The organism is Hyphomonas sp. (assembly GCF_046313975.1).
Classification (GTDB): Bacteria; Pseudomonadota; Alphaproteobacteria; order Caulobacterales; family Hyphomonadaceae; genus Hyphomonas.
Genome location: NZ_JBKBXB010000036.1, coordinates 1 through 23,257 on the forward strand (window position 1 = coordinate 1; position 23,257 = coordinate 23,257).

General features: G+C 62.1%; 20 protein-coding genes. 5 read left to right on the top strand and 15 right to left on the bottom strand.

Translation table 11 applies throughout. The features are described from left to right. Nucleotides 1-562 (top strand): Wzt carbohydrate-binding domain-containing protein (locus ACK4TE_RS12210; RefSeq protein WP_409911799.1); only part of this gene is annotated, 562 nt, incomplete at its 5' end. A gap of 26 nt (nt 563-588) precedes the next feature. On the opposite strand, the gene ACK4TE_RS12215 is transcribed toward ACK4TE_RS12210, so the two are convergent. The 13 genes from ACK4TE_RS12215 to glmS all read right to left on the bottom strand — a co-directional run bounded on the left by ACK4TE_RS12215 (nt 589) and on the right by glmS (nt 17,140). Beyond that, entirely contained in the window at nt 589-1,032 is a 444-nt protein-coding gene (locus ACK4TE_RS12215; RefSeq protein ID WP_409911800.1) for a GtrA family protein, read from the bottom strand. Further along, nucleotides 1,010-1,732: a class I SAM-dependent methyltransferase gene (locus ACK4TE_RS12220; RefSeq protein WP_409911801.1), complete on the bottom strand. Its 723-nt coding sequence runs from the start codon at nt 1,730-1,732 to the stop codon at nt 1,010-1,012. Before ACK4TE_RS12220 ends, ACK4TE_RS12215 begins: the two co-directional genes overlap by 23 nt. 13 nt (nt 1,733-1,745) lie before the next feature. Continuing rightward, a complete protein-coding gene (rfbB, locus tag ACK4TE_RS12225; protein ID WP_409911802.1) occupies nt 1,746-2,807 on the bottom strand; it encodes a dTDP-glucose 4,6-dehydratase in 1,062 nt (353 codons plus the stop codon). Between the two features lie 6 nt (nt 2,808-2,813). Further along, nucleotides 2,814-3,725 (bottom strand): glucose-1-phosphate thymidylyltransferase RfbA, encoded by a 912-nt coding sequence (gene rfbA, locus ACK4TE_RS12230; RefSeq protein ID WP_409911803.1) that lies wholly within the window; start codon nt 3,723-3,725, stop codon nt 2,814-2,816. 67 nt (nt 3,726-3,792) lie between these two features. After that, a complete protein-coding gene (locus ACK4TE_RS12235) occupies nt 3,793-7,848 on the bottom strand; it encodes a M10 family metallopeptidase C-terminal domain-containing protein (protein ID WP_409911804.1) in 4,056 nt (1,351 codons plus the stop codon). Between the two features lie 174 nt (nt 7,849-8,022). After that, on the bottom strand, nt 8,023-9,204 hold the full coding sequence (gene metK, locus ACK4TE_RS12240; RefSeq protein ID WP_409911805.1) for a methionine adenosyltransferase: 1,182 nt from the start codon (nt 9,202-9,204) through the stop codon (nt 8,023-8,025). 26 nt (nt 9,205-9,230) lie between these two features. Then, a complete protein-coding gene (gene purU, locus ACK4TE_RS12245; protein WP_409911806.1) occupies nt 9,231-10,085 on the bottom strand; it encodes a formyltetrahydrofolate deformylase in 855 nt (284 codons plus the stop codon). 17 nt (nt 10,086-10,102) lie between these two features. Continuing rightward, complete coding sequence (ahcY, locus tag ACK4TE_RS12250; protein WP_409911807.1) at nt 10,103-11,512, bottom strand: adenosylhomocysteinase; 1,410 nt, start codon at nt 11,510-11,512, stop codon at nt 10,103-10,105. A gap of 105 nt (nt 11,513-11,617) precedes the next feature. Next, complete coding sequence (locus ACK4TE_RS12255; protein ID WP_409911808.1) at nt 11,618-12,772, bottom strand: DegT/DnrJ/EryC1/StrS family aminotransferase; 1,155 nt, start codon at nt 12,770-12,772, stop codon at nt 11,618-11,620. 86 nt (nt 12,773-12,858) lie between these two features. Next, nucleotides 12,859-13,782, bottom strand: coding sequence for a hypothetical protein (locus ACK4TE_RS12260; protein ID WP_409911809.1), 924 nt, complete (start codon nt 13,780-13,782; stop codon nt 12,859-12,861). A 4-nt stretch (nt 13,783-13,786) separates the two neighbouring features. Next, nucleotides 13,787-14,689: a dTDP-4-dehydrorhamnose reductase gene (gene rfbD, locus ACK4TE_RS12265; protein ID WP_409911810.1), complete on the bottom strand. Its 903-nt coding sequence runs from the start codon at nt 14,687-14,689 to the stop codon at nt 13,787-13,789. Further along, a complete protein-coding gene (gene rfbC, locus ACK4TE_RS12270; protein ID WP_409911811.1) occupies nt 14,686-15,267 on the bottom strand; it encodes a dTDP-4-dehydrorhamnose 3,5-epimerase in 582 nt (193 codons plus the stop codon). The genes rfbD and rfbC overlap by 4 nt, the downstream gene beginning before the upstream one ends. Before the next feature lie 46 nt (nt 15,268-15,313). After that, nucleotides 15,314-17,140, bottom strand: coding sequence for a glutamine--fructose-6-phosphate transaminase (isomerizing) (gene glmS, locus ACK4TE_RS12275; RefSeq protein ID WP_409911812.1), 1,827 nt, complete (start codon nt 17,138-17,140; stop codon nt 15,314-15,316). A 231-nt stretch (nt 17,141-17,371) separates the two neighbouring features. Here glmS and cysD point away from each other — a divergent pair, with 231 nt between their 5' ends. Next, entirely contained in the window at nt 17,372-18,274 is a 903-nt protein-coding gene (gene cysD / locus ACK4TE_RS12280; protein WP_409911813.1) for a sulfate adenylyltransferase subunit CysD, read from the top strand. Beyond that, a complete protein-coding gene (cysN, locus tag ACK4TE_RS12285; protein ID WP_409911814.1) occupies nt 18,274-20,181 on the top strand; it encodes a sulfate adenylyltransferase subunit CysN in 1,908 nt (635 codons plus the stop codon). The genes cysD and cysN overlap by 1 nt, the downstream gene beginning before the upstream one ends. On the opposite strand, the gene ACK4TE_RS12290 is transcribed toward cysN, so the two are convergent. Both ACK4TE_RS12290 and ACK4TE_RS12295 read right to left on the bottom strand, forming a co-directional pair. Then, the gene (locus ACK4TE_RS12290; RefSeq protein ID WP_409911815.1) at nt 20,178-20,744 is read right to left on the bottom strand and encodes a DUF1993 family protein; all 567 of its coding nucleotides are present in this window, start codon (nt 20,742-20,744) and stop codon (nt 20,178-20,180) included. The two genes, cysN and ACK4TE_RS12290, sit on opposite strands and share 4 nt — an antisense overlap. 35 nt (nt 20,745-20,779) lie before the next feature. Then, the gene (locus ACK4TE_RS12295) at nt 20,780-21,439 is read right to left on the bottom strand and encodes a glutathione S-transferase family protein (protein WP_409911816.1); all 660 of its coding nucleotides are present in this window, start codon (nt 21,437-21,439) and stop codon (nt 20,780-20,782) included. Between the two features lie 95 nt (nt 21,440-21,534). Between ACK4TE_RS12295 and ACK4TE_RS12300 the strand changes: the two genes are divergently transcribed. Both ACK4TE_RS12300 and ACK4TE_RS12305 read left to right on the top strand, forming a co-directional pair. Next, nucleotides 21,535-22,038 (top strand): winged helix-turn-helix transcriptional regulator, encoded by a 504-nt coding sequence (locus ACK4TE_RS12300; protein WP_409911817.1) that lies wholly within the window; start codon nt 21,535-21,537, stop codon nt 22,036-22,038. Between the two features lie 98 nt (nt 22,039-22,136). Then, a complete protein-coding gene (locus ACK4TE_RS12305; protein ID WP_409911818.1) occupies nt 22,137-23,201 on the top strand; it encodes a mannose-1-phosphate guanylyltransferase in 1,065 nt (354 codons plus the stop codon). Nucleotides 23,202-23,257: the final 56 nt, after the last annotated feature.

A 23,257-nucleotide genomic window follows, 5' to 3' on the forward strand; every position in this document is an offset into this window, starting at 1 on the left:
CGGCGAATGGCAGGATCTGAGCCTGCCATTCGCCGAGGGCAGCGACGTAGTGGTCGCCTCCGGCCCGGCTGTGGCAGACGCGTCGCAGGGGCGCCAGGGGTCAGGAAGGCTCGTGCTGTCCGGCTTCCGGCTTGCCGATACAGCTGGGACGGAAACCTTCGTAATCCAGCATGGCGACGGCGCGGCGTTGAGCTTCGACTATTTCATCAACGATCCGGAGCTTTCGGAGAATTGCCAGATCATCGTCGTCTTCAAACGCAACGGCGTCGAAGACCTGATGCGGATAAAGGCCGACGACCTGCGCTTCGACGCCGGCGCTGCCCGCAGCGGCCGTATTGAAATGCGGCTGGGCAATCTGCGCCTCGGAACGGGCCGCTATACGGTGACCGTCATGGCCGCGCGCGAGCGGTATTTCGAAACCCAGACCGGCCAGTTCTTTTCCATCAACCCAGACGTCTACGACGTCCATTCCGGCTGCCTCGAATTCGAAGTCACCGCCCCCGGCGAAGCCTTCGCAACTGGCACCGGTGTCGTGGAAACGGCGGAGTGGCGGCTGAGCTGAAGTGGTGGCATTTCAAAATGCCGACTTCAGTGCCGCCCCGCAAAAACCCAGAATTTCATCAGGATGAAACTCAGCAGCGGCACCAGAACCATCGTGATCACGGTTGCCCAGGAAGGGTGAAGGCCCAAGACATCCTGCGCCAACGGCACAGAGAAATAGCTGACAGATAGTCCGAGGGCGGACAGGATCACAAATCGCCAGACATGGCCAAACCGGGTCGAGTCGATCTTGAAGGTGAACCGGCTCTGCCCGAAGAAAGACACCGCCATTCCGGCCAGATAGGCAGAAACAGACGCAAGCCTGGGCTCTGCCTGCACCAGCAGGATCAATGCATTGGCAACAAGGAAGTAAGTCACCGTGGCGAGAATGCCGACGACCGTAAACCGCGATACCTCGCCGAAAAACCCCTTCACGACCAGCCCGGATGGATCCGCCTGCGGATCAGCCTCAGGTTTTTCGGGCGCGGACATAATACTGGGCCCCCAGCGGAACGCGCGAAAACCAGGTATCGACCTTCCGGATTGCATCATTGAACGCAGGCACAGTCAGGATGAAGCGCCGGCTCACCTCGCTGAACCCCGCCTCACGGAAGAGTGCCTCGGTCTTGGGCGCCCGAAGCAGGACGGCATCTTCATCAAACGGGCAATTGTTCACGACATGCACCGAAAGGGGATTGAGCGGATTGTGCTCGAAGATCAGCGCAACCCCGCCCGGCCTGAGCACCCGGTGCATCTCCGCTGAAAACTCGGGCCATTGTTCCGGCGGCACATGATGCATGACGCAAACCGCCATGGCGACATCCATGCTGGCGTCATCATACGGAAGGCGGTGCCCTTCGTATACGGAATAAGCAACGTCCGGATTGGCCTGCCGGGCACGCTCGATGCTGGAAGCCGAGATATCGACGCCGTGCACATGACCAAAATGCCGGGTCAGCAGGGGATGAAAATTTCCGATCCCGCATCCGACATCCAGAAGGCGAACTCCCGAGAGATCGCCAAACTCCGCACGCGTAAGATCTGCGATATAGTCCGCCTTCACCCGTGTGAAGAAATCGACATCCAGACCCGAAAAGCCAACTGCCTGATTTACAGTGTCCCTGTATCGCGCCTCATAGGCATCGAACGTCTCGGATGTCTTCTCAGTCGTGTTGGGGCTGTTCGTCGTCATCTGAGCCGCCTGGTTACTTATGTGTGCCTACCGGGAGAAGTCCAAGGCGCGATGCGCCATGCCCCTGCGCCCGCAGAGGACGCCACCACTCTTCATTGTCGATATACCAGCGCACGGTCGCTTCCAGACCGGTCTCGAATGTCTGCTTCGCCTTCCAGCCGATCTGCGTTTCTGCCTTTGTCGCATCAATTGCATAACGCCGGTCATGACCGGGACGGTCCGTGACGTGCTTTATCAATGCCCGGCGCGATCCTGACTGCGGCGCAAGCTGGTCCACCAGGTCGCAGATCCGGTGCACCACATCAATGTTCGACCGTTCGTTGCGCCCGCCGATATTGTAGGTTTCTCCGGCCCGCCCGCGTGTCACGATCAGACGCAACGCATCGGCGTGGTCATCGACATAGAGCCAGTCGCGCACATTCTTCCCGTCTCCGTAAACAGGCAGATCCCGGCCCTCGAGGGCATTCAGCAGCATCAACGGAATGAGCTTCTCGGGGAGCTGGTAGGGCCCGTAATTGTTTGAGCAATTCGACACCAGCACCGGCAAGCCATAGGTGTGATGCCAGGCGCTGGCGAGATGATCGGATGCCGCCTTGCTCGCCGAATAGGGCGAGCGCGGATCGAACGGTGTTTCCTCGGTGAAGAACCCTTCATCGCCGAGCGACCCGTAAACCTCGTCGGTCGAGACATGCAGCACACGGAAGTTATCCGCCCTGCGCCCCTTAAGCCCGGACCAATACGCCCTCGCCGCTTCGAGGACATTGAAGCTGCCGACAATATTGGTCTGAATGAACTCGTGCGCGCCCGTGATCGAGCGATCGACATGGCTCTCCGCCGCGAGATGCACAATCGCATCCGGCTCAAACTTCCTGATAGCCGCAGAAAGGGCCTCGAAATCCACAATGTCGATCTTTTCAAACTGGAATCCCGGCAGGGATGAGACCGGCTTGAGCGAGGAAAGATGGCCCGCATAGGTCAGCTTGTCAGCGACCAGGACGGACTCGCCGTCCCGCACGAGGCCCCGCACAAGACTGGACCCGATGAACCCCGCACCGCCCGTAACAAACCACTTCATCTTCTGTCACTCCTGAAGCGCGGATATCCGGGCAGCATCCTTGCGCAGCTCGTCGCACACACGCTGCAGGTACTGACCATAGTCACTCTTGGCGACGGACGCTGCCAGGTCCGACAGCCGGTCGAGCGTAATAAAGCCCTTGCGTGCCGCAATTTCCTCGAGGCAGGCGATGCTCTGCCCCTGCCGCTTTTCGATGGCGTGCACGAACTGGGCAGAATCCAGAAGGCTTTCCGGCGTGCCTGCATCGAGCCAGGCAAACCCGCGGCCCATGAATTCGCAATTCATCTGCCCGCGTTCCAGGTACACCCGGTTCATGTCGGTGATTTCCAGTTCGCCGCGCGCCGAAGGCTTCAGGGATTTTGCAATCTCCGCCGCCTGACCGTCATAAAAATAGAGGCCCGTCACCGCGTAGTTTGAAACGAACTCTTTTGGTTTCTCGACAATCCGGTCCGGACGGCCGTCCGGTCCGATGCCGACGACTCCATACCGCTCCGGATCACTCACCCTGTAGGCAAACACGGTGGCGCCCTCTGTCTGCCGGTTTGCGCGGCTGAGCATGGATTCGAGCCCAGTACCGTAAAAGATGTTGTCACCGAGGATCAGGCAGGAAGGCGCGCCATAGAGGAAGCGTTCGCCGATGATGAAGGCCTGCGCGAGCCCATCCGGGCTCGGCTGTTCCGCATATGTCAACGAGATGCCAAACCGGGAACCGTCTCCCAGAAGATCAATGAAGGCCTGCTTGTCCCTGGGCGTTGTGATAATTAGAATATCATCGATCCCGGCAAGCATGAGCGTCGACAGGGGATAATAGATCATGGGCTTGTCGTAGACAGGCAGCAGCTGCTTCACGACACTGATCGTCACGGGATAAAGACGCGAACCACTCCCGCCGGCAAGGATGATGCCTTTTCGTGCCATGAAACACCTTGTCGGAGCCAACCTCAGGACGGGCTAGACCGGGCTGGTTATAACGTCAATTGAAGAGTCAGCCTGACTGCCAATGATCAGTCATACCATCGCCGAAATCAAAGCTTTGATCAGTCTCCGAGTGCAGTGCGTCCGCAAAATCGATGGCATCGAAAGCCCTCAGCTGCCGTGTCTCGTTCGCACTGACACTCCACTGGTCAATACCATTGCGCATATGATCGGCCACCTGCTGAACCAGCGAGAAATCGAACCGGTCGGTTATCGGGAAATCCAGGCTCCATGCTGCATCCTTACTCAGATTGTCAGCCAAGGGCAGCCCGGCCGACTTGGCATCCGGATCCGACAGAGGAACAGCTGCAGAAGATGTCAACTGGAAGTCTGCTGCAGTTAATGCATTCGGAAGGATGTTGTCGATACGGACCTGCGCACCTGAGGGAAGTGTGATCAGTGTATGCAAACCCGCGAGCGTGGTCATCGCCCCTTGTATTGCAGAAAAACTCGCAAACCCGGAATTTGTCAGCCTGATGATATCTGCGCCCTGTTGGAAATCGACAATCCGGTCAAGCGTTCCGCTTACGGAGCTTTCGACCAGAAAAATATCTGCGCCTGCACCGCCGATATAGATATCGTTTCCGCCCCCCCCATTCAGGAGGTCCGCGCCGTCATTGCCGTACAGCGTGTCATTCCCGTTGCCTCCGATGAGCGCGTCGTTGCCATTGCCGCCATAGAGTACGTCATCCCCTTCCTCACCATACAGATTATCGTTGTCGTCTCCGCCTGAGAGCGTGTCATTGCCATTTCCGCCATAGAGAGCATCAGCGCCTGCTTCACCATACAGCGTGTCGATGCCATCGCCACCGAGAAGGGTGTCATTACCAAGGCCGCCGTAGATCGCGTCGTTACCTGTCTCTCCATAGAGAACATCGGCTCCATCACCACCCACGATCATGTCATTGCCGTCGCCAGCGTAAACAACATCGTTGCCGGTCTCTCCGTAAACAACGTCGTCGCCGAGGCCGCCATAGAGCGTGTCATTTCCGGCGCCACCATATAGAACGTCGTTGCCATCCTCTCCGTACAGACGATCATCGTCATCTTCGCCAAACAACTGATCGTTCCCGATCCCGCCCAGCATGACATCTGAGCCGGTCGCGCCGCGCATCAGGTCATCACCCGCATCTCCATACATGGTGTCAGCGCCTGCCCCGCCCAACAGCGTATCGCTTCCATTGCCACCATAGAGTGTGTCATTTCCATCCTCACCATAGAGGACATCATTGCCTTCACCCCCCACTAGTGTATCGTTGCCCAGGTCGCCATACAGCCCATCGACTCCATCTTCACCGTAGAGATTGTCGTCGCCGGCGCCGCCGAGCAGCGTGTCATTGTCGGCCCCTCCATAGAGCGCATCATTGCCCTCCTCACCGTAGAGGACATCGACACCCGCCCCGCCGATCACCATGTCGTTCTCGGTGCCGGCATAAACGACGTCATTGCCTTCGTTACCGTAAATCGCGTCTGCACCAGCTCCGCCGTACAAGGTGTCGTTTCCGAAGCCGCCATAAAGCTGGTCGTTCCCATCGTCTCCATAGAGGCGATCATCATCGTCGCCGCCTTGAAGATTGTCATTTCCGGCGCCACCGATGAGCGTATCCACACCGGCCCCACCCAGCAGGAGATCGGCTCCCAGTTCGCCGTACAAACTGTCATTCCCGTCACTGCCGATCAGGGTATCTTCATCTGCTCCACCGTAGAGAACGTCGTTACCGGCTTCGCCGTAAAGCACGTCATTTCCGGCTCCCCCAACAAGCGTATCGTCACCGAGTCCGCCGTACATGCCATCGACGCCGTCATCACCGTAAAGGGTGTCGTTGCCGTCGCCGCCAATCAGCGTGTCGTTTCCAGCTCCGCCATAAATCGTGTCACTTCCGGCTTCTCCGTAGAGAACATCGACCCCGGCTCCTCCGACAATCATATCATTGCCGTCGCCGCCATAAACTGCGTCGTCTCCGTCAAGACCATAGAGGACATCATTGCCCCCAAAGCCAAAAATCGTGTCGTTCCCAGCCGTGCCATATATGACGTCATCAGCCGCTGTGCCCTGGAACTGTCCGGGGGGCGGTGGCGGTGGCGGTGGCGGTGGCGGCGGAGGCGGCGGCGGTGGAGGAGGCGGGGGTGGAGGAGGCGGGGGTGGAGGCGGAGGCGGTGGCGGAGGCGGGCTGCCGGCGAGGATCAGGTTTGACTGGGTCAACTGGCCGGTGGTGACGCCTTGCAGCAGGATGGTCTGACCGGTTGCAAAGGTCAGCAATGTTCCGCCTGCGGAGCTTGTGCGGCCGTTGAAAGCAGCGAGAGCGGCGGACTGGCTGAAACCTGTCAGGTCGAGCCGGTCCTGCGCCACCGAGAAGTCCGTGATTGTATCTGCGCCGCCATTCGGCGCGTAGACAAAGATATCCGCGCCGGACCCCAGCGTGATCGTGTTGTTGGCGGAGTTGCCGGTGATCGTGTCGTTGCCGCTGCCGCCAACGGCATTTTCGATGATCGTGCTGAAATGGATGGCCACGACGTTGACATAGTGAACCGGCGATTGCTGCGGGCGGTCGCCAAGAGACGAGAATGTGCCGGGTCGCAGGTCCAGAATCTGAGGCTGCGAAAATCCTGACAGATTGATGGTATCCACACCACCCGTATCATAGATCGTCATCGCCGGCGGACGACGATAAGTCACCCCTTGAACATAGACGAATTGCGACCAGTCGATATTCGTACCGGGGGCGGACGAATTGAACCCAAAAGTTGTGTTGCCGGCAAATGTGCCAGCCGGATTGACGCCGTAAAGCAGGTGCATCGCGGCAATGTCTGCCTGCTGGAGGCCCAGCACGAAGCGGTAGTTTCCGTGCCCCGTTTCCAGCTGGTCAAAATACGACATCACCGTATAGGCCCAGTGATCGTTCGAGTACAGATTATCCGTGCCGTATGTGGCAGAGCCATCATAAGGCCCGCCATGTCCCAGACCGAGCGCGTGACCGATCTCGTGGATATAGGTCTGCTGCATGTAATTGTCGAACCAGCCCGCCTGGGCGTTCGGATCAAGCGTCTGCCAGTTCGAACTGATGACAATTCGGCTGGACGTAATGGCATTTCCGCTCGTGCTGGTCCTGGCATAGGCTGACGGATCGGTATCACCCGCCGCGGAAGCCGGATCATCTGCAACCGAGTTTACGAAAGTAATGTTCGCTGAGCCCGTCGTGCGCGTGAAGGTCAGCGGCGTCACGGCCGCCCACATCTGCAGGGCACGCTCCGCCATCTGCTGCTCGGAGGCAGTCAGGTCTTCGATATTGTAACTGATATTCGTGATCTGCCAGCGCGGGCCAAGGCCAGGGCTGGAACCATTGGCCAGATAGGCGGCGATCTGGTCGATCGTCCAGGCCCCGATAGGCGGCGCAATATCCGTGGACAGAGTATAACTGCCTGTGGAAGTCACCCCGCTGCCATTTATCCACCCATGTGCGTTCAGGTAATATGTGCCCGTGGTTGTCGGCGTGAACCGCAGCCGCGAATTCAGATTTCCCGCGCCATCGTCATTCTCCGCAACCTGCACGCCGGACGCGTTCATCAGCTCAAGATAGGGATCGCCCAGCGGGGTCGCGCCGCTCGCCGTCAGAGTGAACTCATACGTCACGCCGGCCTGAAGCTGGATCCGGTACCAGTCCTGATCGCCGCTTGTCTCGATCTGGCTGTTGACGATGTCGCCGACGACAATCGTCTGCGTCGTGCTCGTGTCGCCGGCCACTTCTCCCGGAATCGTGAACGTCTGCATCTGCGGCGCGCCGTCTGGCGCGGATTCGACAACGCCGGGAGCAGTCACAACCCAGGTTGCCGGACCGCCAACGGAAATCGAGATCTTGTGCGCCAGAAGTTCGCGGGAATGATCTTCCCCGCACGGGCAGCAGCTGACCGGATGCGTGCGCACCGCCAGCGGCTCGGACCCGCCTGGCGCCTCAACGGAAATGAAATCGCGGAACTGCAAGAAACTGTCACGGCCGGCGCCGTCCGAACCATACCATGTTTCGCCCCTGCCCAACCGGCCGAACGAGATTTCCGCGTCAAACGCCATTGATTTTGCTCCAGTATCCACCGCCTGCGTCCCCGTGCAGGAGCTTCCCAGAAAGCAGTATCCCTCGAATCCGGCGTTCCGCAAGACGCCGCTTCAGCCTTTAAGTGTCCAGGCCGGAAATGCATGGGCCCTGCAACAGGTGCAGGGCTCAGCGTCCGATTTCTGACGTTATGGTTAATTGACCAGGCGTTTCAGATCGCCGGCAATATCCGTCTTTTCCCAGCTGAACGTGCCATCGGCGCCCGGCACGCGGCCGAAATGGCCGTAGGCGGCCGTCGGCGAATAGATCGGCGCGGCGAGTTTCAGGTGCTTGCGGATGCCGGCGGGCGACAGGTCAAACAGCTCGCGCAGCGCTGCCGCGATGCGTGCTTCGTCCGCTTTCCCGGTGCCGTGCGTGTCGACATAGATCGACAGCGGCTGGGCAACGCCGATCGCGTAGGAAACCTGGATCGTGCAGCGCTCGGCGAGGCCCGCAGCAACGATGTTCTTGGCGAGATAGCGCGTCGCATAGGCGGCCGAACGATCCACTTTCGAAGGGTCCTTGCCGGAGAAGGCACCGCCGCCATGCGGCGCGGCGCCGCCATAGGTGTCGACGATGATCTTGCGGCCGGTCAGGCCCGAGTCGCCATCCGGGCCGCCGATATAGAAGCTGCCGGTCGGGTTCACATAGAACTTGTCTTCCGGCGGGAACCATCCCTCCGGCAGAACCTCCTTGATCACGGGACGGATGATTTCGCGCAGCGCGTCCTGACTCACATCCTTCTTGTGCTGATGCGAGACAACGACCGCATTGACGCCGACCGGTTTGGAGCCCTCGTATTTCAGCGTTACCTGGCTCTTCGCGTCGGGCTCGAGTTCGGGATGCTTGCCCGAATGGCGCAGCGCCGCCAGCTTTTCGAGAATCTGGTGCGAGTAGACGAGCGTCGCCGGCATCAGCTCCGGCGTCTCGCTCGTTGCGTAGCCGAACATGATGCCCTGGTCGCCCGCGCCTTCTTCCTTGAACAGGCCCTGGCCTGCCTCGACACCCTGCGCGATCTCGGCAGACTGGCCATGCACATGGTTCTGCACGGTCATGTTCTTCCAGTGGAAGCCGTCCTGCTCGTAGCCGATCTTCTTCACGACTTCGCGCGCAGCCTGGTTCATTTCTTCATGCGTGATCACTGCGCCATTATTGGTGCGCACTTCGCCGGCGAGGACGACGAGGTTCGTCGTGCACAGCGTCTCGACAGCCACCTTCGCGGTCGGGTCGCGCGACAGGAACAGGTCTACGATGGCGTCAGAGATCTGGTCGGAAACCTTGTCGGGATGCCCTTCCGAGACGCTTTCGCTGGTGAATTCATGGCTTCTGAGGGGCATGGGATATATCCTCTTGTGTCTGATGATTAGCGGGCAAAGACGACGGTCTTGCCGGAGTTCAGGAAGATGCGGTGTTCGGCATGTGCCTTCACCGCGCGAAGGAGGGCAATGCCCTCGAGATGGCGGCCGGTTTCGATCATGTCGTCCGGCGAGAATGTATGGTCGATGGCTTCGGTCGCCTGCGTAATGATCGGGCCTTCATCCAGGTCGGCCGTCACATAATGCGCCGTCGCGCCGATCACCTTCACACCGCGCGCATAGGCCTGGTGGTAGGGCTGCGCGCCCTTGAAGCCCGGCAGGAAGGAATGGTGGATATTGATCACACGCCCCTCAAGGCGCCGGCACGCATCCTCGCTCAGCACCTGCATGTAGCGCGCGAGCACGACAAGGTCCGAGCGTGTTTCCTCGACGATGGAGAAGAGCCGCGCCTCGGCCTCCGCCTTTTTTGCCGCCGTCACCGGCACATGGAACCAGGGCAGGTTCCAGTGTGCAAAGCTCGCCTTCAGTGTGTCGTGATTGGAGACAATGCCCGTCACTTCGATCGGCAACTCCCCGCGCCGCGCCGCATAGAGAAGCGTGTTGGCGCAGTGGTCCGATTTCGACACCAGCAGCAGTGTGCGCAATCGCTCGCCTTCGCGGGCAATCTTCCACTCTGCCGAAAGATCGCCCCCGAGCACATCCATCGCTGCCTCGACCCGCGCCAGCGCACCGGCATCCGGCGTGCTGAACACGAGACGCGCGAAAAAACGCTCCGTCTGCGGATCACCGAAGGTGCGGGACGCGACAATGAAACAGCCATGCTCCTCCATCAGCCGTGCCAGGCGGGCCACAAGGCCCACCCGGTCCGGGCAGCTGAGCGTGAGGATATAGGCCCCGGTCAATGCCTGCTTCCGAAAGATCAGTAGCGGTAATGGTCAGGCTTGAACGGACCGGCCGGCTCGACGCCGATATAGGCCGCCTGCTCGTCCGAAAGCTGGGTCAGTTTCACGCCCAGCTTGTCGAGGTGCAGGCGCGCCACCTTCTCGTCGAGATGCTTGGGCAGCGTGTAGACCTTGTTCTCATACTCATGGCCGCGCTGGTGCAGCTCGATCTGCGCCAGCGTCTGGTTGGTGAACGAAGCCGACATCACGAAGCTCGGATGGCCCGTTGCGTTGCCCAGGTTCACGAGGCGGCCTTCCGACAGCAGCAAGAGGCGCTTGCCATCCGGGAAGGTGATCATGTCGACCTGCGGCTTGATGTTCGTCCACTGATAATTGCGAAGCGCCTCGACCTGAATTTCATTGTCGAAGTGGCCGATATTGCAGACGATTGCCATGTCCTTCATCGCGCGCATATGGTCGAGCGTCAGGATGTCCTTGTTGCCGGTCGCGGTGACGAAGATGTCGAATTTCGGCGCCGCCTCATCGAGGGTCAGCACTTCATAGCCGTCCATCGCCGCCTGCAGCGCGCAGATCGGGTCGACTTCGGACACCGCCACGCGCGCGCCCGAACCGGACAGCGAAGCCGCAGAACCCTTGCCGACATCGCCATAGCCGGCAACGAACGCCTTCTTCCCGGCCATCATTACATCTGTGCCGCGGCGGATCGCATCCACGAGCGACTCCTTGCAGCCATACTTGTTGTCGAACTTCGACTTCGTCACCGAGTCGTTGACGTTGATCGCCGGGAAAGGCAGTTCGCCGCGCTTCTCAAGCTGATAGAGACGGTTCACGCCCGTGGTCGTTTCTTCGGAAACGCCGCGCACACCGGCCTTGGTTTTCTTGAACCAGCCCGGCGAGGCCTTCATCCGCTTCCTGATCTGGGCAAAGAAGTATTTCTCTTCTTCCGAGCCCGGCTTGTCGAGGATCGAGGGGTTCTCTTCGGCCTTCTCGCCGACGATCAGATACATCGTCGCGTCGCCGCCATCATCGAGGATCAGGTTCGGGCCATTGCCATCCGGCCACTGGAACATGCGGTCGGTATAGTCCCAATACTCTTCCAGCGTCTCGCCCTTGTAGGCGAACACCGCCGTACCGTTTGCGGCGATGGCAGCGGCGGCATGGTCCTGCGTCGAGTAGATGTTGCACGACACCCAGCGCACCTGTGCGCCGAGGGCCTCCAGCGTCTGGATCAGCACCGCAGTCTGGATGGTCATGTGCAGCGAGCCGCAGATGCGCGCGCCCTTCAGCGGCTGCGACGGGCCAAACTCGGCGCGCGCCGCCATCAGGCCGGGCATCTCCGTCTCGGCAATCGCGATTTCCTTGCGGCCGAATTCGGCGAGCGAAATGTCCTTGACGTAATAGTCCTGAACCTTGTCCTGAACGGCCATATCAACGATCCTTTATATGCTTGGCCGCGCGGTTAACACGCGGCCTGCCGCAAGGCAACGCCCGAGGCGCGCCCCGCTGCTCACAAGCGCGTAAGGATCGGTATCTCAGCCGTTGAAGCCGAGCACCGTGTCGATGACGCGGTCCTGATCGGCCGCCGGCAGGTAGGGGTGCATCGGCAGGGCCAGCACATGCCGGCTGGCCGTCTCGGTCACCGGAAGGCTGCCCGCCGGCGGCGCAAATTTCGCCGCGAAATCCTGCTGGTGGATGGGCACGGGGTAATAGACCATGCTCGGAATACCGTTCGCCGTCAGATGTGCCTGCAGGCCGTCGCGGTTCTCGTGCTCGATCACATACTGCGCCCAGACGCTTTGCCCGCCCGCAATCACTTTCGGCACGCGCCGCACCTTGCCGGCCAGCGCCGCCGTGTAGCGCTGCGCCACAGCCTCCCGCATCACGATCTCGTCCGCAAAGATCTTCAGCTTCTCCAGCAGCACGGCCGCCTGGATCGTATCGAGGCGCGAGTTCATGCCCACGCGCAGCGACAGGTATTTCGGGTCGTGATGGAAATTGCGCTGCGCCGCGTCCGTCGGCGTCACCTTGCCATACACCCGCAGCGACTCGATCAGTTCCGCCAGCGCGGTGTCATTGGTCACGATGGCCCCGCCATCGCCGTAACAGCCGAGCGGTTTCGCCGGAAAAAAGCTCGTCGTCGCAATGTCCGCCCAGTCGGACGGGTGCTTGCCGTTCAGCGTGCAGCCATAGCCCTGCGCGGTGTCCGCAATCAGCTTCAGCCCATACCTGTCACAGATCGCCTTGATCGCCGGATAGTCCGCCGGCTGGCCGAACAGGTCCACTGCGATCACCACTTTCGGCTTTAGCTTGCCCTCGGCAATCACCTTCTCAACCGCAGCCTCAAGGCTCGCCGGGTCCATGTTGTAGGTGTCCGGCAGGATGTCCACGAATACCGGCGTCGCGCCCAGCCAGGGCACAACCTGCGCCGTCGCCACGAAGGTAAAGCTCGGACAGAACACCGCATCGCCGGGCTTCAGCTGCCAGGCCATCAGCGCCAGCGCCAGCGCGTCCGTGCCATTGGCGCAGCTCACCGCATGCTTCGCCCCGCACCAGGCCGCCAGCTGTTTCTCCAGGTCGCCCACCTCCGGCCCCAGCACATACTTGCCGCTCTCGATCACCCGGAGCACGGCCGAGTTCACCTCGGTCTCGATGCGGCGGCGCTGGGCCTGAAGGTCGATGAACTGCATGGGACGCTCCGAAAAATCCACTTGTCGCGGCGCCTGTTAGGCCCTTTCGCCTGCCCCGCGCCAGTCACACTTGATTTCAGCGTGTGTCAGGTAAACTCCACCCGCTCCTGCGAGAAATAGAACAGCGACCGGATCTCCTCGTCCAGCTCCCCGGAAGTCCACTCCAGCAGCGTCCGCATCGCGTGTTTCCGGTCATGCAGCGCATGCTCGAAATCCGCCTCGATCAGCTCGTCCACGCCCGTCCGCTTCATCGCGCCGCGCACATTCATGTAGAGCGGCAGCGACCCGCCGAGGAACATCGACTCATACGCAATCTTGCTGGCGATCTTGTCATGGATATCAGTATAGCCGAACTGGCGCTCCATCTTCGCGCGCGACTTCACGATGAAATCGATCTCGTGGCGATAGTCCGGATGGCGCAGGTAATAGTTCTTCAGCTCGGTGATATCGTTCTCGATCCCCTTCACGATCTCATCGCTGAGGTCCTGATAGATGACGATAATGTCGATATCAGACCCCTTCACCATCTCGCCGAGCCCGGCATGTTCGCGCGGCTCATTGTGCGCCAGGAAATAGGCAAGGTCCCCCGCGATGAAGGCGCAGACATTGGCGCGGATCTCGCGCGGCATCTTCACCAGCAGGCTGCTCATCACCTCCTGTGCCACATCGATTTTCTGCTTGCTCACCTCGCGGTGATAGTTTGACAGCGTGCCCTGCCGCTCGATCATCCGGTCGCGCTGCCCCGGCAGGCCGAACAGGGTGAAGGAGAGAAAGTCGCGCAGGATCGACGGGCTGAGGCGCACCTGATCGCCGCGCGTGATGTCGAAGCGCAGGTAATAGCTCGCGAAGTGCGAGATGTGCAGCTCCCGGCTCTTGTAGCAGGCCTGCCACAGCGCGAGGCTCGGCACATCCGGCAGGTCCAGCGCCAACTCCTTGCCGATGCGCGGCCCCTTCGCCTCCAGCGTGCGGATCACCCGTGCTTCGATCTCTGCCAGCCCCGGAATGACCATTCCCCTACCCCTTTGTCTTGTCGCCCGATTTCGCCGCAAGCTCCGGCACGAGTACCCTGACGCTCTTGTTCAATCCCGCCTTCCAGTCCGGCAGCCTCAGGCCAAACACACGGAAGGCCATCGTCGAGGCCAGCCGGGAATTCAGCGGCCGCCTAGCGGGTGTCGGATACTCCGCCGTCGGTACACCAATCACCTGCGCCGAAGGCCCGCCTATCGCCCGGCTCGCTGCAAACACGGCGTCTGCCATGCTCGCCCGGTCGGTCTCGTCTGTCCCTGCCAGATGATAGGTCCCCCACCGGTCAAAGCCGGGCTTCACCGCCGTGTCCGCCATCGTCAGCAGCCCCGCTGCAAGGTCCGGGCAATATGTCGGATAACCGACCTGGTCATCCACCACTGTCACTTCGTCCCGCGTCTGCGCCAGCGTCAGCATCGTGCGCACGAAATTGCCCGCATACTCGGAGAACACCCATTGCACCCGCACGATCAGGTGCTGCGGGCAGGCCTGCGCCACCGCGCGCTCGCCCTCCAGCTTGGATAGTCCGTACACGCCCAAAGGCGCCGGCGGATCGTCCGGTTCATACGGCCCCGCCTTCTCGCCATCGAACACCATGTCGGTCGAGATATGGATCAGCCTGATGCCGCGCGCCGCACACAGCCGCGCCAGCTCCGCCGGCCCGTCCCGGTTCACCGCAAAGGAGGCCGCCGCCTCAGTCTCTGCCTTGTCCACGAAGGTATAAGCCGCCGCATTGATCACGGCCTTCGGCTGCACCGCGTCCAGTGTCCGCGCCAGCGACGCCGCATCCGTCAGGTCCACCTCCGGCCGCCCCACGCACACCACATCTTTCCGCCCCGCCGCGCCAAGGCACTGCGCCAGCTGGCCCTGCCTGCCGATCACGAGGATCGTCATGCCGGCGCCCCCGCAAAGGTGAAATGCTTCGGCGCCTCTGCCAGAAGCGGATGCTTCCGGTCGCGCTCAGAAAGCGTCAGCTGCTCCGCCGCAAACGGCCAGACAATGCCCAGCGCCGGATCATCAAACGCAATCCCGAAATCATGCGACGGCGCGTAGTACGAGGTCACCTTGTAGATCACCTCCGTGCCCGCCTCGAGCGTGCAGAAGCCATGCGCGAAGCCTTCCGGCACAAAGACCTGCAGCGGATCGCTCTCGCTCATCTCGAACGCCGTATGCCGCCCGAAGCGCGGCGAGCCGGCGCGGATATCCACAATCACGTCCACCATCCGCCCGCGAACGCAGCGCACCAGCTTGCCCTGCGCATGCGGCGGCGCCTGATAGTGCAGCCCCCGCAGCGTGCCCGCCTCGGCCGAGCGCGAATGATTGTCCTGCACGAAATGCACCGGCAATCCCGCCGCGCGGAACGCCGCCTCGTTATAAGTCTCGCAGAACCAGCCCCGGTCATCGCCGCGCCGCTGCGGGCGCAGATGCAGGATTTCCGGCAGCACCGGATCAGGCGTCACAGTCAGTGTCATGCCCGGCCTATACCACGGCGCGCCGCCCCCGCAACGCGGCCTCCGGTTACTCGACCGTTACCGACTTCGCCAGGTTGCGCGGCTGGTCCACATCCGTGCCCTTCACCACCGCCACATGATAGGCCAGCAGCTGCAGCGGAATGGCCGCCAGGATCGGCAGCGACAGCGCGTCCCCGTCCGGCAGGCGGATCACATGATCGGCGCGCTTGCCGGCGGCCTGGATGCCCTTGTCGTCGGAGATCAGGATCACTTCCGCCCCCCGGGCGCGCACCTCTTCCACATTCGAGATCGTCTTCTCGAACAGCTCGTCGAACGGCGCCACCACAACGACCGGCAGACCCTTTTCGATCAGCGCAATCGGCCCGTGCTTCAGCTCGCCGGCGGCATAGCCTTCGGCATGGATGTAGGATACTTCCTTCAGCTTCAGCGCGCCTTCCAGCGCCAGCGGATAGTAACGCCCCCGGCCGAGGAACAGCACGTCGCGCTTGTTGGCGATATGCTTGGCGATCTCCTTGATCTGCGCCTGCGATTCGATTGCCTCAGTCACCTTGCGCGGCAGAGCCAGCAGGCCCTTCACGAAATTCTGCTCGTCGCCAGGCAACAGCTGCCCGCGCGCCTTCGCCGCCGCCAGCGCCAGCACCGCCAGCACAGACAGCTGCGCCGTGAACGCCTTGGTCGAGGCCACGCCGATCTCCGGGCCCGCATGCGTCGGTACGATGTTGCCCGCCTCGCGCGCAATCGAGCTTTCCGGGACGTTCACCACCGCGACCGCCGGCTTGCCGTTCTGGCGGCAATAGCGCAGCGCGGCCAGCGTATCCGCCGTCTCGCCCGACTGGCTGACGAACATCGAGAAGCCCGTCATCGGCAGGACCGGCTGGCGATAGCGGAACTCCGAGGCAATATCCGGCTCAAAGGCGAGCTTGGCGATCTGCTCGAACCAATATTTCGCCGTGAAGGCTGCATAATAGGCCGTGCCGCAGGCAATCGCGACCGCCCGGTCCGCCCCGGCAAAGATATCGTCCGCCACCTGATTGACCTCAACCGTACCCGTCGTCTGGTTGATGTAAGGCAGGATCGAGCGCGCCAGCGATTCCGGCTGCTCGTGGATTTCCTTCAGCATGAAGTGATCATACTCGCCGCGCTCGATCAGCGCGTCATTCACCGCCGAGGTTACGCGCGGCCGGTTCACCCGGTCGCCGCGGACGTTTCGGATATCGAAACTGTTCTTGGTAAGGACGACCCAGTCGCCCTCTTCGAGATACGTCACTTCCCGCGTCAGAGGCGCCAGCGCGATGGCGTCGGAGCCAAGATACATCTCGCCCTCGCCATAGCCCAGCACCAGCGGCGAGCCCTTGCGCGCCCCGATCACGAGATCCGGCTTGTCGGCAAAGATCGCGGCAATCGCAAACGCGCCGGTGAAATGCTTCAGCGCCTCGCCGAAGGCCGTGACATGGTCCATGCCCTCAGCCAGGTTCTGCGCCACCAGTTGGGCGATCACTTCGGTATCGGTTTCCGATTCGAACACGCGGCCCTTGGCCTCCAGGCCGGCGCGCAGTTCGCGGTAATTCTCGATGATGCCATTGTGCACCACGGCCACACCGTCAGCCATGTGCGGGTGGGCATTGATCTCGTTCGGCGCGCCATGCGTTGCCCAGCGGGTGTGCGCAATCCCGGTGAAGCCCTCTACCGGATCGTCATGCAGCCGTCCCTGCAGGAAATGGATCTTGCCCTTCGCCCGGCGCCGCTCGATGCCCTCATCCCAGGCCACGGCAATCCCCGCGCTGTCATATCCCCGGTACTCGAGACGCTTCAGACCATCGACCAGCCGGCCGGCCACCTGCGCCTTACCGGCAATCGCAACAATACCGCACATGAAGTCCACTCCTACGCTTCGCCCCCCAGGCGAATGCAGGGTTCATTAGACCCCCGGAGTTTGACTTCACAATGACGATTTGTGTTCATTTATGACATGTAATCAGGCGTCTCGGGGGCCGCCGCGATCCTTTAGAAATCCTCAATGGACCCCGCGCCCTTACAACAGGCGCCTTCCCATCTCCCTCAAGGAGGGCTAACGGACCTCAGCCCACTCAACGGACCCACGCCCTTGCCCGCCCTGACCCATCTCGACCGGCTCGAAGCCGAAAGCATCCACATCCTGCGGGAAGTCGCCGCCGAGTGCGAAAAGCCGGTGATGCTCTATTCCATCGGCAAGGATTCGGCCGTGATGCTGCATCTCGCCGTTAAGGCCTTCTATCCCTCGCGCCCGCCTTTCCCGCTGCTGCACGTCGATACCGGCTGGAAATTCCGCGAGATGATCGCCTTCCGCGACCGCAAGGCCAAGGAACTCGGCCTCGACCTGCTCGTCCACACGAATGAAGACGGCGTGCGCGAAGGCGTCGGCCCGTTCACCCACGGCTCGGCCTACCACACTGATGTGATGAAAACCGTCGCCCTTAAACAGGCGCTCAACAAATACGGCTTCACCGCAGCCTTCGGCGGCGCCCGGCGCGATGAGGAAAAGTCCCGCGCCAAGGAGCGCATCCTCTCGGTGCGCACCGCCGGCCACCGCTGGGACCCGAAACGCCAGCGCCCAGAACTCTGGAACCTCTACAACGCCCGCCTCAACACCGGCGAATCGCTGCGCGCCTTCCCGCTGTCGAACTGGACCGAACTCGACATCTGGCAATATATCCGCCGCGAAGGCATCGAACTCGTCCCCCTCTACTTCGCCTCGCCCCGCCCGGTCGTCGAATGGAATGGCACGATGATCATGGTCGATGACGACCGCGTGCCGCCGGAGCTCGCGAAACAGGCCAAAACCAAATCCGTCCGTTTCCGGACATTGGGCTGCTACCCCCTCACCGGCGCCGTCGAAAGCACCGCCACCACGCTCGACGATGTGATCCAGGAAATCCTCCTCACCACCACGTCCGAACGCCAGGGCCGCGCAATCGACAAGGACCAGGCCGCCTCGATGGAAAAGAAAAAGCAGGAGGGCTATTTCTGATGCGCCTGCACGACGATCTTATCGCCGAAGACATCGGCGCCTATCTCGAAAGCCACGAGCAGAAATCCCTGCTCCGATTCATCACATGCGGCTCCGTGGATGATGGCAAGTCGACCCTGATCGGCCGCCTGCTCTACGATTCGAAGATGATCTTCGAAGACCAGCTCGCCGCCCTCGAAGCCGATTCCAAGATGGTCGGCACGCAAGGCGATTCCATCGATTTCGCCCTCCTCGTTGACGGCCTCGCCGCCGAGCGCGAACAGGGCATCACCATCGATGTCGCCTACCGCTTCTTCGCCACCCAGAAACGCAAGTTCATCGTTGCCGACACGCCCGGCCACGAACAATACACCCGCAACATGGCGACCGGCGCCTCCACCGCCGACTGCGCCATCCTGATGATCGACGCGCGCAAGGGCATCCTCACGCAGACGCGCCGACATTCCATCATCGCCACCCTGCTCGGCATCCGCCATCTAGTGCTCGCCATCAACAAGATGGACCTCGTCGGCTACAAACAGTCCGTGTACGAAGGGATCATCTCCGACTACCGCGCCTTCGCCGAAGCCCTGCCCGCCAATCTCCACATCACCCCGATCCCGATTTCGGCGCTCGCCGGCACCAACGTCACCGAACGCTCGCCCGAAACGCCGTGGTACACCGGACCCAGCCTGATCGAATTCCTCGAAACCGTGGAGATCGAGCGCGAAGCCGAGTCCCTGCCGCTGCGCCTGCCCGTCCAGTGGGTGAACCGTCCGAACCTCGATTTCCGCGGTTTCTCCGGCCAGATCGCCTCCGGCCGCGTGCGCCCCGGCGACCGCATCCGCTCGCTCCCGTCGGGGCGCGAAACCACCGTCACCCGCATCGTTACCCATGGCGGCGACCTTGCCGAAGCCGTCGCCGGCCAGTCCGTGACCCTCACCTTCGCCGACGAGATTGACACCTCGCGCGGTGACATGATCGCCGAAGCCGCCGCCCCGCCGGAAGTCTCAGACCAGTTCCAGGTCCGCCTCCTCTGGATGAGCGAAGAACCGCTCCTGCCCGGCCGCCGATACCTGATGAAATCCGGCACGCGCACCGTGACCGCCACCATAAACGCCCCCAAGCACGGCATCGATGTCAACACGCTCGCCGAAACGCCCGCCCGCACACTGGAACTCAACCAGATCGGCGTCACCACCATCGCGCTCGAACAGCCCATCGCCTTCGATCCGTACACGGAAAACCGCGCGACCGGCGGCTTCATCCTGATCGACCGCCAGACGAACAACACGGTCGCCCTCGGCCTGATCGACTTCTCCCTGCGCCGCGCAGCCAACATCCACTGGCAGGCGCTCGACATCACCCGCGACGCTCTCGCCGAACAGAAGGCGCAGCGCCCCGCGGTCCTCTGGTTCACCGGCCTCTCCGGCTCCGGCAAATCCACCATCGCCAACGCGCTGCAGAAGCGCCTCTACGCCATGGGCCGCCACACTTTCATCCTCGACGGCGACAATGTCCGCCACGGCCTCAACCGCGATCTCGGCTTCACCGATGCCGACCGCGTCGAGAACATCCGCCGTGTCGCCAATGTCGCGCGCCTGATGTCGGATGCCGGCCTCATAGTGCTCGTCTCCTTCATCTCGCCCTTCCGTGCCGAGCGCCAGATGGCGCGCAGCCTTATGGCCGAAGGCGAGTTCATCGAGATCCATATCGACACGCCGCTGGACGTGGCCGAACAGCGTGACGTCAAGGGTCTCTACAAGAAGGCCCGCGCCGGCGAGATCCGCAACTTCACCGGCATCGACAGCCCCTACGAGGCGCCTCTCAATCCCGAGCTGCGCATCAACACCGTGGACAAGTCCCCTGAAGATGCCGCCGAAGAAATCCTGAAATTCCTCGCCTGGCGCGGCACGTTCGAGATCTAGCCCGTCCGGATACGGAGCTGTCCCTGGAAGTGGTATTTGCCGATCGGCACACCGCGCGCGCGCAGGATGTTGTAAGCGGTCACCGCATGAAAATAAAAGTTCGGCAGCGTGTACGACAGAAGATAAGTTGCAGGCGTCAGCGCCAGCGTCTGCGGTCCCCAGCCTGATGTCGTCGCATTGTCCACATCGAGCGGCTGATAGATGACGATATCGAGGTTCCTGCCAGCCCAGCTGTTCACCTCTTCGGGCGAATATGCCTCAAGCGCAGTGATCGCCTCATCGATCATCTTCTGCAATTCCGCAAACGGCACAGCGCCCGCGAGCGGCGGCGGCGTGAATTCGCCTGTCTTCACAGCCTGAAATCCCCAGACGGCATGGTTCTTCACCGCTTCGATCTGGAAGTAGAACGGCGCCATGTCCGGATACAGCCGGGCAGACACGAACGCGTCCGGATCAGTTCCCGTTCCGCGGCAATGCGACACCGCCCTCAGCAGGATGTCTGCAAGCGCCCGCAGGGTCTGCAGGAACGTCGGCACACTGAGGTCGTAAAGCGTTGTCGCCATGGGCTTGTCCCTTTGCGTATTCATCCGTCTGCGGCCTAATCCCTGTCCGGCGCGCCCAGCGGAAAGTACGGCCGGAAATACCGCGCCTCGTCCACTGCCCGCGCAAATGAAGGCCGCGCCAGCAGCCGCGCGCGGTAAGCCCGCAGCGTGCCAAACTGTTCCGGGATCGGATGAACCCAGTCGGCATAGAACAGCGATGGCGAAGCCGCGCAATCTGCCAGCGTATAGTCCGCCCCCGCCGCCCATGTCCGCCCCGCCAGCGCCGTGTTCAGCCAGACATAGGCCCGGTCCAGCCGCTCGCCCGCCAGCTTCAGCCCATCCTCCGGCGCCATCGGAATCTGCCCCAGCTTGCTCGACACCGCCACCTGCATCGCGTCCATCACATGCAGGTCAAAGAACCTGTCCATGAAACGCACCTCCAGCGCCGCCGCCGCATCTGCCGGAATCATCCGCACCGGCCCCGGATGGGCAAGGCCAAGATACTCGATGATGATGCTCGCTTCCGCACCGCTGCGATCCCCATCCACCAGCACCGGAAACTTCCCCGAAGGCGACCGCCGCGCTAGTTCCGCCTCAAGCTCCGGGGCCTCCGGCCCGAGCGCACGAAATTCGAAAGGTGTCGCGTTTTCATAAAGCGCAATCAGCACTTTCTGTGTGTAAGATGAAAAGGGGTGCCCAATCAGCGCGAGTGACATGGCTTTATTTCCTCCGGCAAACCACTTGTGTAATGCAATTGGTTGAACCCTATCGAGACCGGTTGCATAGTGCAAGCGCAATCCGGGAGGCCAGCGTGCCGCAAACAGAACGATCAGGGTGCCCGATCAATCTCACGCTCGAACAGCTCGGCGACCGCTGGAGCCTCATCGTCATCCGCGATGTGATGTTCGGCAACCGGCGCAGCTTCGGCGACCTCCTCTCCCTTAGCGATGAAGGCATCGCCTCGAACATCCTGTCAGACCGGCTGAAACGTCTCACTGCCGCCGGCCTGCTCTCCCGCCGGCCCGATCCGGCACACCGCCAGAAATACATCTACAGCCTGACCGAGCCGTCGATCCAGCTCGTGCCCCTCCTCGTACAGATGGGCGCCTGGGGCCGTCGCCATACGCCTGTCAGCTACGAACTCTCCGTGCGCGCCGAACTCCTCGAAAAAGGCGGCCCGGCGCTCTGGTCAGCTTTTATGAGCGAACTCCGCCACCTTCACCTCGGCGCCCGCCGCCCCGCCCGCTCCGTCTTCGCAGACCTTCAGGCCGCCTACGAAAAAGCCGTCGCCCGGCAGGCCCGGTCGCGCCAGTAATCTGCGCGGTTTGCAGCCCGGCGCAGATGTTGCAAACCGTTGAGGTGAATTACGGCGCCCCCACACAGCGCCAGCAGGAATCAGGGTAAACAGCAGCCATGGCAATCCATCCGGTCATCATGTGCGGCGGCGCCGGCACGCGCCTCTGGCCCGTTTCGAACCAGGCCTGCCCCAAACAGTTCCACCGCCTCGTCTCGGACAAGTCGGTTTTCCAGGAGACCGTGCTGCGCTTCCATGGCCAGCCGGGCTTCCATCCCGAGCCCGTGATCATCTCCAACGCCGCCTATGCCGGCCTCATCGCGGAGCAGCTCGCCGCCATCGGCGTGACGCCCGGTGCCATCCTGCTCGAGCCAGAAGGCCGCAACACCGCCGCCGTCGCTGCCGTCGCCGCGCGCCATCTCGCCGCCGTGGACGACACCGCCCTCGGCCTGCTCGTCCCGTCGGATCATTTCATAGGCCAGCCGGAAACATTTACAGAGGCCGTCCGCGAAGCCGCCAGCGCCGCCGCCGAAGGCTACATCACCACGTTCGGCATCGCGCCCGACCGTCCCGAAACCGGCTTCGGCTACATTCAGGCCGGCGACCGCCTCTCCGGCAAGCTGCAGCGCGTCGCCGCCTTCAAGGAAAAGCCGGACGCTGTCACTGCTGCCGAGTACCTCGCCAGTGGCCGCTACAGCTGGAACGCGGGCATCTTCCTCTTCCGCCCCGAAACCATGCTCACCGAGCTTGGCCACTACGCGCCCGGTGTCCTCGACGGCGCCAGCCGCGCCCTCGCCGCCGCGCGCACCGAAGGCGCGAGCATCTTCCTCGACCCCGCCGCCTTCGCGATGACGCCGTCCATCTCCATCGACTACGCCGTGATGGAACACACAGCCCACGCCGCCGTCCTCGCCCCGCTTGAGTGCGCCTGGAACGATATCGGCACCTGGACCGCCGTCGGCGAAGTCTCCTCCCGCCCCAACTCCCCCGCCGCCATCGAGATCGACTCCACCGGCAACCTCATCCACGCCCGCGAAGGCCAGCTCGTCGCCCTTGTCGGTGTCGAAGATCTCATCGTCGTTGCCGACGGTAACCGCATTCTGATCACCCGGAAGGACCGCGCCCAGGATGTCGGCGCTGTGGTTAAGGCGCTTAAGGAAAGCGGCCTGAAGGACTTCCTCTGACCCTCCGCCCCGTGAGATTGAACCTGACGACCCCGCCGGAAACCTGCTAGAAACGC

Bases quoted from the DNA above. Each gene is read 5' to 3' on its own strand.
- ACK4TE_RS12215 (WP_409911800.1), bottom strand. From the start codon at position 1,032: ATGTCCGCGCCCGAAAAACCTGAGGCTGATCCGCAGGCGGATCCATCC.
- ACK4TE_RS12220 (WP_409911801.1), bottom strand. From the start codon at position 1,732: ATGACGACGAACAGCCCCAACACGACTGAGAAGACATCCGAGACGTTC.
- rfbB (WP_409911802.1), bottom strand. From the start codon at position 2,807: ATGAAGTGGTTTGTTACGGGCGGTGCGGGGTTCATCGGGTCCAGTCTT.
- rfbA (WP_409911803.1), bottom strand. From the start codon at position 3,725: ATGGCACGAAAAGGCATCATCCTTGCCGGCGGGAGTGGTTCGCGTCTT.
- ACK4TE_RS12235 (WP_409911804.1), bottom strand. From the start codon at position 7,848: ATGGCGTTTGACGCGGAAATCTCGTTCGGCCGGTTGGGCAGGGGCGAA.
- metK (WP_409911805.1), bottom strand. From the start codon at position 9,204: ATGCCCCTCAGAAGCCATGAATTCACCAGCGAAAGCGTCTCGGAAGGG.
- ahcY (WP_409911807.1), bottom strand. From the start codon at position 11,512: ATGGCCGTTCAGGACAAGGTTCAGGACTATTACGTCAAGGACATTTCG.
- ACK4TE_RS12255 (WP_409911808.1), bottom strand. From the start codon at position 12,772: ATGCAGTTCATCGACCTTCAGGCCCAGCGCCGCCGCATCGAGACCGAG.
- ACK4TE_RS12260 (WP_409911809.1), bottom strand. From the start codon at position 13,782: ATGGTCATTCCGGGGCTGGCAGAGATCGAAGCACGGGTGATCCGCACG.
- rfbD (WP_409911810.1), bottom strand. From the start codon at position 14,689: ATGACGATCCTCGTGATCGGCAGGCAGGGCCAGCTGGCGCAGTGCCTT.
- rfbC (WP_409911811.1), bottom strand. From the start codon at position 15,267: ATGACACTGACTGTGACGCCTGATCCGGTGCTGCCGGAAATCCTGCAT.
- glmS (WP_409911812.1), bottom strand. From the start codon at position 17,140: ATGTGCGGTATTGTTGCGATTGCCGGTAAGGCGCAGGTGGCCGGCCGG.
- cysN (WP_409911814.1), top strand. From the start codon at position 18,274: ATGCGCCTGCACGACGATCTTATCGCCGAAGACATCGGCGCCTATCTC.
- ACK4TE_RS12290 (WP_409911815.1), bottom strand. From the start codon at position 20,744: ATGGCGACAACGCTTTACGACCTCAGTGTGCCGACGTTCCTGCAGACC.
- ACK4TE_RS12295 (WP_409911816.1), bottom strand. From the start codon at position 21,439: ATGTCACTCGCGCTGATTGGGCACCCCTTTTCATCTTACACACAGAAA.
- ACK4TE_RS12305 (WP_409911818.1), top strand. From the start codon at position 22,137: ATGGCAATCCATCCGGTCATCATGTGCGGCGGCGCCGGCACGCGCCTC.